Below are 10,383 nucleotides of genomic sequence, written 5' to 3'. Positions count from 1 at the left end.
AAACCCCTGGGGGAGGTGGACTTCGATCCCGCTTCGGCAAGGTGCGTCGCACCTCCCTCCCCCGCGCAGTTTGCGGGGGAGGGCCGGGGAGGGGGGCGGCCCACCTCTCGCCCCACCCCGTCCGAAGCACCCAGACCCCTGCCTCACCTCAACCTCCCCCGGCAGTTTCGGGGGAGGTGGGCCGGTGGTGCCGGCCCGGAGGGGGCCGGCGCGGCACCGTCCGAAGCGCCGCAAGCCCCGCCCGACACCCAACCTCCCCCAGTCTTATTTGGGGGAGGTGCGAGCCTAGGCGAGCGGAGGGGGCGCGCCCCTCGCTCCGGCCCATCCGAAGCGCTCCCTACCCTGCCCCTCGCCAACGGCCAGTTGTCCGGTTCGGCCTGCGTGATCGTCACCCCGCCTTCGATATCGCCGGAGTCCGTTGTGACCCCACCCTCCGGCGGGACAACGTACTGCCACGGCGCCTCCTCCACCGGCTGTTCGGCGGCCTGCTGCGCGTCATCCCACTCCTGCGTGTCCCACACGTCGGCGTCCAGGCGGCCCAGCAGCGTCTCGGCCTCGTCGCGGCGGGCGGGCGAGGGGCCGATGGCCAGCAGCGCCTGCATGGTGGTGATGGCGCCGGCCGTGTCGCGCCTGGCCAGCTGCGCCTCGGCCAGGTTGCTGTAGGCCACCTCGCGCTCCGGGTGCTGCGCCACCACCTCCTGCAGCGCGGCGATGGCTTGGTCGGTGCGGCCGGCGCGCAGCAGGGCGTACGCGTGGTTGTTCATGTACTCCGCGTTGCCGGGCGCCTTTTGCATCGCGTTTTCAAAGTGCTGCAGCGCGCCGGCGTAGTCGCGGTCGCGAAAGCGGCGGATTCCCTCCTCGTTCTCCTCCACCGCCGTGGTCACGCGCGCGGGGACCACCGACTGCACCCCGCTTTCCGACTGGCGCATGGCCGCGATCCCGTATCCGCCCGCCACGCCGCCGAACGCCAGGATGCCGATCCCCGCGGCCTGCAGCGCGCGGCGGCGCACCTTTTTCCAGCGCAGCCGGTCCATCTCGCGGTCCAGCCCCGACGGATCCACGTCCTTCCCCCGCCGCCGCATGCCGAAGACGTTGCGCGATTCCGTCTCCTCCGCCACCACCGCCGTCCCCGCATCCACCGAAAGCTCCGTCCCGTCCTCTGCCGCCGTGACTTCCGGGGCCGCGGCGGCGGGCTCCGCCAGGTCCGTGGCGCGGCGCAGGCGGCTGAGGGCCCGGTGCAGCTCGGCCGCCATCTCGCCCGCGGCGCTGAAGCGGTCGGCGGGGTCGTCTTCCAGCGCCTTGCGGACGATCCACTCCACGTCGCGCGGGATGGCGGCGTTGCGGGCCACCAGCGACGGCACGGGCACCGGCAGCCCGTTGCGGCGGCGATCCTGGTCCTGCGAGGTGAACAGCCGCGTGCGCGTGAGCAGTTCGAACGCCACCACGCCCAGGCTGTACACGTCGGACGCGCGCGTCACCCCTTCGCGGCGCAGGTGCTCGGGCGGCGAGTAGAACTCGCTGCCGAACCACTCGCCCGGAAGCGTCAGGTGCGTACGCGTTTCCTCGTCGTCCGCCTCGTCCAGCAGCTTGGCGATGCCAAAGTCCAGGATGCGCACCGTGGGTGACGCCGGCTCCCCTTCCAGGAAGATGTTGGCCGGCTTCAGGTCGCGGTGCACGAGCCCCGTCTCGTGCCCGGCGGCCACGCCCAGCGCCGCGTCGCGCAGGATGCGGAGCGCGGTGCGCAGGGGCACGGGATCGTCCTGGCGGGCCAGGCGCTCGCGCAGGCTTTCGCCCAGCAGAAGCTCCATCACCAGGTAGTCCAGCCGCGGCGTGGCGCCGTAGTCCAGCACCGGCACCAGGTTGGGGTGCAGGGGCAGGCGCGCGGCCACCTCCGCCTCCCGCTGAAAGCGGTGGCGCAGCCGTTCCACCTGCACGGCGTTCATGCCGCGCGGGGCATCGAGCACCTTTACGGCGACCTGCCGCTCCGTGCGCAGGTCGGCCGCGCGAAAGACGACGCCGAAGCCGCCCTCGCCCAGCACCGACTCCAGCCTGTAATGGTCGTCGAGCACGTGGCCGACGAGGAACTGCGCCAGACCTGCCATGATTGCCTCACCAGGCGATGGGGTGTACCGCGCCCCTCATCCCCGCCCACTGAAAAGTACGAAGGTACGAAAGTACGAGGGTACGAGAGTACGCTTCGTTACGCCAAACGTTTCATCTGATGCCCGTACTTTCCTACTTCGTACTTTCGTACTGCCTCAACCGAACTGCGTCGCGTCGGGATCCACCGGCGGCACGACGTTGATCTCCAGCCCGCCCCCGCCGCCGCCCTCCGGCTCCTTCTCCGCCGCCTTGCCGTCGCGGATGCGCACGACGGGGCCGTGGCCGCCGATGCGGATCGCTTCGCCGGGCGCCACCCAGGTGGAGTGCTCGCCCATCCCCGCAATGTCCAGCGCCCCCTGCCGCGCGTTGGCGCCGCTGACCTCGCGGTCGCCCACGTGGATGGCGTTCAGCCCCAGGTTGTACACCACGAACCCCGGGCGGCCCTCGCGCTCCACGTAGACCAGCGCCAGCTGCCGCCGGCTCACGTTGGGCGATCCGGTGAGCTGCAGGTCGCTGCGCAGGTCCGGATTGTCCGTCTGCCGGCCGACGGTGGACTGGTGCCGCGAAATCGGAAAGCGCTCGCGCTCCGTTCCGTCCTCGTCCTCCACCAGCAGCTCAAACCGGCCGGCGGGAAAGTCCGATACCGGCGGAGCCGCGGGAGCGGCGGGCGCGGACGGCGCGGCGATCCCTTCCACCCGCGTGGCGTCGGGATCCATCAGCTCCGGACCGCGGCCGGCGAACAGCGTCTCCCCGGCCGGCGGCGTGGGCGGACGGCGCGGCTCGGGCGCGGCGACGGTCGGCTCCTCCCGGGGCGCCGGGGGCGGCGGCGGAGGCGGCGCGGCGACGATCGGCTCCGGCTCGGGCTGGCCCGCGGGCTGAATGCTCACGCGGAAGAGCGGCGCGCCTCGCGTTCCCGCCTCCTTGAGCCGCACCCGGTAGTCGCGGTCGTACAGCGAGCCGTGCCGCATCACCGAGTCCGTCAGCTCCTCCTCCAGCTCCGCCGCCATCACCGCCACCGCCTGTGCCGCGTCCGGCCGCAGCGTGACCACCAGCGTGGTCAGCGGCAGCATCTTGACGTACTTGTCGGGGATGGCGCGCGAGTTGTCGCGGTCGATGGCGTCGCCCAGCGACAGCTTGATCTCGGGGATCGCCTCGCGAAGAAACGAGTCCAGCAGCGGCTCGTCGCCGCCGTCGTGCGGGCGGGTGGCCGGGGTAAAGTCGGTCATGGCTGCTTTGTGGGAGTTGCGGGCGTCGTCGTCCGCCCCGTCGTCGTCTGCGCCGCGGCCGGCGGGGCCGCCGGAGGCGCCACGGCCCCCGGCGCGGGGGTCACGGCCCCGGCCCCGGCCCCGGCCACGGCCAGCGAGTCCGTCCCCACGCCCATGGTGTCGCCCACGGCGGCACGCGCGCGCAGGGAGCGCACCTCGTTGCGCAGGCTGTCCACCTGCGCGGCCAGCGCCGCGTCGTTGCCGCCGCCCGACGACTGGGTGGCGGCCCAGGCGGCGTACCCGGCCAGGCCCAGCGCCAGCAGGGCGATCAGCAGGGGGGCGATCCCCCCGGAGCGGGAAGGGCGTCGTGGGCCGTTCAAGTCGGTCTCCGCGGGCGGGTTGAACAGGTTGCGAGGCGAGTTGGCCGATCCCACCCGGTCGGGCGATTCCGCCGATCCCCCGGCGGACGCCGGCGACCCGGATCGGGACGACTGGTGCGATGCGACGGACGCCACCCCGCCCTGTCGCGGCGGCGGGGCCGGCATGGTGGCATCCCCGCCGCCACCGCCGCCACCGCCGCCATCCAGCACGCGCACCGCCACCGCCGTGTAGTTGTCGTCCGGGCCGCGCTCTTCGACCTTGCGGGTGATGGACTGGCAGATGGATTCCGACGAGGGGAGCGCCATGGCGTGCCCCAGCTCGTCCAATCGCATGGCCTTGGTCACGCCGTCGCTGACGAGAAGATACGTCCACCCGGCGCGCACGGGGATCCACGTCGCCTCCGCCTCGCCGCCGCGGCCCACGGCACGCTGCAGCTTGTTGCTGCCGGGGGAATCGGGGATCTCGTCCAGGGCGATCTCGCCCGCCTCCCAGCGCGCGTACGCCGGCGTGTGGTCGCGCGTCTCCAGCCGCACCGTACCGTCCGGCGAGCGGCTGAGGATGCGGACGTCGCCCACGTGCGCGCCGATCCATCCCACGTCGCCGCCGCGGTCCACCGACAGCGCCATCAGCGCCAGCGCGCACCCCATCCCCCCGCGCTCGTCCGGCGACTGCTGCGCCAGCCGCGCCACCGCCTCGTCCGCCGCGCGCACGGCGTAGCGGGCGCTGTCCAGGCTGCGGATCTCCGCCCCCTGCATGAGCGCCGAGAGCGCCGTGTCGGCGGCCAGGCGCCCCGCCCGCTCGCCGCCCATCCCGTCCGCCACCGCCACCACCCCGCGGGTGACGAAGGCGTCCACGTCGAACGCGTCCTGGTTCTCCTTGCGCGGGCCCTGGGCGCTGGCGCCGGCCACGTCGAACAGCAGGCCGTGCAGCGGCACCGGCGGCAGCGCGTGGCTTGCGGCGTCGGTCATACGATGCGAATCCCCTGTGCGTGCGGCTCGGACACCGGCGGTGCGAGCGCTTCGTCCATGATGTCCTCACGGGCCCTGCGGTGGCTCACCCCGGCGGCCAGCCCCACGGCGAACGCGGACGCCAGCAGCTTGGCCCCGCCGTGCGCCGCGAACGCCGTCGCCACCCCGGTCAGCGGGATCAACCGGATGCCGCCCAGCGTCGCCAGCCAGAACGGGATGCCGATCAGCATCGCCACCCCCGTCACCAGCGTTCGCTCGAAGGCGCCCGACTCCCGCGCCGCCACGCTGAGCAGCTGGATGATGAACAGCGTGTACAGCAGCACCAGCGACACCGTCCCCGCCAGCCCCCAGTGCGTGGCGATGGCGGTAATGAAGCCGTCGTCCGCCGCGTTGGGCGCCGTTTCCGCGTGCCCCCGCCCCGGACCGGCGCCCAGCAGTCCGCCCTCGATCACGTTGGCGTCGAACAGCTTCATCTGGTGCAGCTTGGCCGCCCAGCGCTCCTGCTCCTCCGGCGACATCTGCGACGCGTCCTTGTACGGATCGTACGCCAGCTCCAGCCGCGTCGCCGAGCGCTCGTCCACGTTGAACGCGGCGAACACCAGCCCCACCCACACCACCAGCATCAATCCCGCCCACCATCCCCGCCGCGTGCCGACGAGGAGCATCGCCGCCAGCGATCCGGCCAGGACGATGGACAGGCCCAGCTCGCGGATGATCAGGAAGGGGATGACGGGCCCCGCGCCGTACAGAAACAGGTTCAGCAGCCGCCGCGGCTCCATGATGGCGCCGGGCCGGGCCAGGTTGTACGCGTCCTCCGCCAGCGTGGCCGCCCAGATGACGATGAAGATAGGAAGAAACAGTTCCCACGGCGTCATCCCCCCCACCTTGCCCAGCTTCGTGAACCCGATGGTCAGCACGAAGAACACGGCCAGCGTGGGAAGGAACGGGATCAATCTTCGGTTCCGCACCCAGCGCATCACCGCCGGCTCGCGAGAGAGAAGGAAACCCACCAGCAGCGCAAAGGGGGCGATGAAGACGGAAAAGTGCGCCGCCGACCGCGCGAAAAAGCCGCGCGACTGCGCCTCGCGCTCCACCGCCCGCTCGAACGGGTCCGGGATCTCCGGCGGATTCCCCTGGTAGACCACCGCCCGCCGCTCCTCCGTATACGCCCGCTCGATGGAGGTCAGCCGCGCCCGCGTGGCCTTGAGGTCGTTCGCCCGCGCCCGCGCGGAGCCGGTGGCCTGGTAGGCGGGATCCGTAAAGATCTGGAACTGCGTGGGACGGGTGATGCCAAAGATCAGGATCGGCAGCACCACCAGCGCCCAGCTTCCGCGATAGCCCAGGCTGCGGAGGGCGACCAGAACGGCGATCCACGCCGCCAGCGCCACGCCGTCGCGAATGAAGGTGCCGCCCGCCCCCGGGCTGGTCCCGTGCTGCGGCCACACGCCGGTGACGATGGAAAAGTGCGCCGCCACGTAGAACGCCGACGCCAGCAGCAGACCCCACCACAGAAATCCGGGAACCACGCGCCCCGCGCGCTGCTCCGACGGCAGGTTGTGGGGCTTGATGCGGACGGTCACGCCCTCCGGCGCCGCCGCGTCCGTGCGCCCTTTGCGAAACAGGTCGCGGATCGCCATCAGCGCGTCCCCGCCGCCGAGGCCGTCCGCTGCGGCGCGTTCGTTTCCCCGCTTCCCGGCGTCATGAACTGCGGCTGCTGGGACATGATCCGGGTCATCTCCCCCGCGATGGGCGCGGCGATGCGGCCGCCCTGCCCGCCGCGCTGCAGGTAGACCACGACGGTGTACCGCGCGCGGCCGTCAGGGCCGTACATCAAGCCCGCGAACCAGGCGTCCGGCCGCGGCGCGCCGGCCACGTCCGCCGTCCCCGTCTTGCCCCCCATGTCCCACCCGGTGCCGGCCAGGCGCGGCTTGGCGCTCTGCGCGGTGCCGGAGTCGACGACGGTCAGCATGGCCGTCTGCAGCTTGCGCGAGGTCGTTTCCTTCATGATGCGCTGCCCCTCGCCGCGCTTTTCCAGCTGCTCCCACTCCAGCGTGGGCGGCAGCATCACCCCGCTGTTGCCGATGGCCTGCATGAAGCGCGAAACGGCCATGGGCGTCACGTCCACGGGCCCCTGCCCAATGGCGATCTGCCCCCACTCGTGCTGGCTGAAGCGGCTGGCAAAGCGCACGCGCACCGGCGGCGGCGTCATCCGCTCCGTCCAGGCGCCGTTTTCCGTGTTCCAGAACGTCTCGTTGGGTGCCGGCGGCTTGTCGGAGTAGGTGACGAAGCCGAACCGCTGGTACGCGTCGCGCCACGCCTCTACCCCCAGCCGCTCGCGCATGTCCAGCGCCATGCGCACCGCCGCCGTGTTGCAGCTCACCGTCAGCATTCCCGTGGGGACGGTGATGGATTCGTACTCGTGGCTTTCGAAGTTGCGGATGCGCGCGTTGCCGATCTGGATGTACGGCGGGCAGGGCATCCGCGTGTCGGGGATGTCGTTCTCCCACCAGAGCGCCGCCACCGCCAGCTTGAAGACGGAGCCCGGCGGCGAGTAGCGCTTGATGCCGAACGGCGGGTCCGTTGCGCGTCCGCTGGCCGCGTACGCCACCACCGCGCCCGTCTGCACGTCCTGGACGATGATGGCGCCGTTCAGGTTGGTGGCGTCCAGCAGCTGCCAGGCGGCGCGCGTGGGTGTGGAGCAGAGGGTCAGCCGCAGGTCCTTGCCCACCGCGTGCAGTTCGCTCTGCTCGGCGAACTTGATCGGCTCGCGCAGGTGCTTCGCGAACAATCGCTCCACGGTGTAGTCGCGGTCCTCCGCCCCCGACCCGCCGCCGATCAGGTTCGCCCCCGCCTCGCCGAGCGGATAGATGCGCTGCACCTCGCCGTCGCGCAGGCCGTAGCGGGCCAGGGCGCGGTCGTCTTCGCCGGTGCAGTCCAGGATCCACCCGCGCACGTCGCCGCGGTTGCGCTCGGCCTCGCGTGGATCGCCGTACTGCCGCCACGCCAGGCGGCCTTCGGTGATCTCTTCCGCGTTCCACAGCAGGCGGGCGTGGCCCCAGGTGTAGACCAGGGCCAGCACGAGCATGGCCAGCGCCAGGCGGATGGCCCAGCGCTCGCGGCGCTCGCGGATGGCGGCGCGCACCCAGCGGGCCAGCGCGATCAGCGCCCCCACGCCGAACGCGATCACCACCCCGCGCAGGACCCAGTCGAGTACGGTATCCAGATACGGGGGCATCAGCCTGCGGAAACCAGGCGCAGCACCGTGTTCCCCATCCGCACCGTGTCGCCCGGGTTAAGGGCGCGCTCCTGGTGCGGGGGAAGGGGCTGCTCGTTGACGAAAGTGCGGTTCTTGGAGTCCAGGTCCGTCACCGTAACGCGGCCGCCGCGGGCGCTGAAACGGGCGTGGCGGCCGGACATGTAGCGGTCGCCCGTGGCCTGCACGCCGGGCTCCGGCTTGCGCCCCAGCGTGACCTCGCCGTCGATGCGCACCGCCTCGCGCAGCGTCTCGCTGCTGACCACCTCCAGCACCGCGCCGCCACCGTGTCCGCCCGCGGGCGCCGCGTGGCCTCCGCCTCCGTACGCCGGCGCCGCCCCACCGCCGTACGCGGGGGCGGGCGCGGCCGGCTCGGGCACCAGCGCGCGGTCCGCCCGGGGCGCGTTGCTGGCGCTCATCGGTTCGGCCTTGGGCACCTCCAGCCCCAGCGGCTTTACGTGGGCAAACTCGCGCTTGGTGTCCAGCACGACCACCTCCACGCGCAGCCCCGCCCGGGCGATGCCGTTGTCCTGGGCCCACTGCGCGGCAAAGCGGCGCAGGTGGTCCGCCTCGTCGCGCGCCCACAGGTTGGGGTTCATCCCCGGCGGCACCAGGTCGGTGGAGGCGTACACGCGCAGGTCGGGCGCGGTGCGGCGGTCGGCGTAGCGCCGCAGCGCCTCACGAACGCCGTCTTCCAGCTGCTGCCGGAGCGTGGGGCGCAGGAGCTTGCGGAATGCGTTGATCATCGAGTGGTCCGGATTTCCGTTGGTTCGCTGCGGCGCGCGCTGTCGCAATATCAGGACCGGCGCCGCAACCGGGCAAGCGGCACCTGTGACGTACGATGAGCGGTGGATGAAGGTTGCGGAGGGAGGGGCGGATGATGGCGCGTTTCCGCCGGGCGCTCTCCCCCGCCGACTTCGCCGCTCGTTCCTCGCGGCTCGCGGCGACCCCTCCCCCGAAGTTGGGGGAGGGGTCGGACGCCGTCGCGAGGAACGAGCGAAAGGCCGTCCGGGAGAGAGGGCCCCCGCGGACGCAGACCGCCGCCCCGCCGAAGCGCCGACTCCGTCCCGCCCCTACCCCGCGTGCGCCGCGGCGCCCAGCAGGCTCCCCGCGGCCAGGATCAGCGCCGGGCGGCCATCGGAGAGGATGGTGGCGCCGCTGAACAGGCGCAGCGTGTCCGCGGTGGCGTCGAACGCCTTGACCACGATCTCCTGCTGGCCCAGCAGCTGGTCCACCTCCAGCCCCACGCGCTGCTCGCCCACCTCCAGGATCACCGCGGCGCGCTTTCCCTCCGGCCGCGTGCCGTTGGTGCTCAGCAGCGTGCGCAGCGAGTGGAGCGGAATCACCTCGTCGCGCAGGTAGGCCACGGGGCGGCCCTTGACCGCGCCGATCTCCTCGGGCTGCAGGTGCACCGTCTCGCCCACGTGCGTCAGGGGCAGCGCGTACGTCTCGCCGCTCTGCCGCACCAGCAGCGCGCGGACGATGGCCAGCGTCTGCGGCAGCTGCAGCGTCATGGAGGTGCCCTGCCCCGGCGTGCTGGCGATCTCCAGCATTCCGCCCAGCGCGCGGACGCGCGTGGCCACCACGTCCAGCCCCACGCCGCGGCCCGACACGTCCGTCACCGTCTCCGCCGTGGAGAAGCCGGGGCGGGTGATGAGGCGCGCCACGTCGTCGTCGCTCATCCCCCGCGACTCTTCGGGCGTCACCAGGCCGGCGGCCAGGGCCTTTGCCAGCACGCGGTCGCGCTGAATGCCGCGTCCGTCGTCTTCGGCGCGGATGACGATGCGGCTGCGCTCGCGCGCGGCGGACAGGCGCAGCGTCCCCGTTTCCGGCTTTCCCGCCGCGCGCCGCTCCGCCGGCGACTCGATGCCGTGGTCCAGCGAGTTGCGCAGCAGGTGCACCAGCGGGTCGCCGATCTCGTCGAGCATGGAGCGGTCGAGCTCGATCTCCTTGCCCTCGATCACGAAGTCTACGCGCTTGCCCAGCGAGCGCGCCGCGTCGCGGACAAGCCGCGGAAAGCGGTCGAACACCTGCCAGACCGGCGCCATGCGGGCCTGCATGATCTCGTCCTGAAGCTCGCCGATGAGCCGCGCCGCCTGGTCGATGGCGTCCGCCAGCTCCGGCTCGGCGCTCCCCGACAGCCGCCGCATGCGGTCGCGGACGATGACCAGCTCGCCCACGCCGTTCACCAGCGCGTCCAGCCGGCGCAGGTCCACACGGATGTTGCGGGCGCGGGTGACCGTTCCGCCCTGCGCGACCGCCACGCCGTCGGCGGCCGCTTCGGGCGCGGCGACCGGCGCGTCCATCAGCCCCTCGGCGATCTCCACGTCGCGGATTTCGCCCGCGGAGCGTAGCGCGGCCTCGATCTCGTGCCCCGGCGCGGAGGAGCGCAGGACAAAGCGCACCGTCCCGCTGAAGCCCTCGTCCTGCATGGCCGACTCGGACGGCTCCAGGCTGGTGACCGTCCCCAGCC

7 protein-coding genes are annotated in these 10,383 nt (G+C 72.6%); all 7 read right to left on the bottom strand.

All coding sequences use genetic code 11. From position 1 onward, the window contains the following. Window positions 1-143: 143 nt before the first annotated feature. On the bottom strand, window positions 144-2,102 hold the full coding sequence (locus ACOJUJ_RS27770; RefSeq protein WP_420130191.1) for a protein kinase domain-containing protein: 1,959 nt from the start codon (window positions 2,100-2,102) through the stop codon (window positions 144-146). Window positions 2,103-2,258: 156 nt separating this feature from the next. After that, window positions 2,259-3,329, bottom strand: coding sequence for a hypothetical protein (locus ACOJUJ_RS27765; protein WP_420130190.1), 1,071 nt, complete (start codon window positions 3,327-3,329; stop codon window positions 2,259-2,261). Next, a complete protein-coding gene (locus ACOJUJ_RS27760) occupies window positions 3,326-4,657 on the bottom strand; it encodes a PP2C family protein-serine/threonine phosphatase (protein ID WP_420130189.1) in 1,332 nt (443 codons plus the stop codon). Before ACOJUJ_RS27760 ends, ACOJUJ_RS27765 begins: the two co-directional genes overlap by 4 nt. Next, entirely contained in the window at window positions 4,654-6,294 is a 1,641-nt protein-coding gene (locus ACOJUJ_RS27755; protein ID WP_420130188.1) for an FtsW/RodA/SpoVE family cell cycle protein, read from the bottom strand. Before ACOJUJ_RS27755 ends, ACOJUJ_RS27760 begins: the two co-directional genes overlap by 4 nt. Continuing rightward, window positions 6,294-7,892 carry a penicillin-binding transpeptidase domain-containing protein gene (locus ACOJUJ_RS27750; protein WP_420130187.1) on the bottom strand — a complete coding sequence of 533 codons (1,599 nt, stop codon included), beginning with the start codon at window positions 7,890-7,892 and terminating at the stop codon, window positions 6,294-6,296. The genes ACOJUJ_RS27755 and ACOJUJ_RS27750 overlap by 1 nt, the downstream gene beginning before the upstream one ends. After that, window positions 7,892-8,656 carry an FHA domain-containing protein gene (locus ACOJUJ_RS27745; protein ID WP_420130186.1) on the bottom strand — a complete coding sequence of 255 codons (765 nt, stop codon included), beginning with the start codon at window positions 8,654-8,656 and terminating at the stop codon, window positions 7,892-7,894. Before ACOJUJ_RS27745 ends, ACOJUJ_RS27750 begins: the two co-directional genes overlap by 1 nt. A gap of 327 nt (window positions 8,657-8,983) precedes the next feature. Then, the coding region (locus ACOJUJ_RS27740) for a chemotaxis protein CheW (protein WP_420130185.1) at window positions 8,984-10,383 on the bottom strand (1,400 nt) is incomplete at its 5' end.

The organism is Longimicrobium sp., from assembly GCF_048594345.1.
GTDB lineage: Bacteria > Gemmatimonadota > Gemmatimonadetes > Longimicrobiales > Longimicrobiaceae > Longimicrobium.
This window is presented reverse-complemented; position numbering and strand designations above follow the sequence as displayed.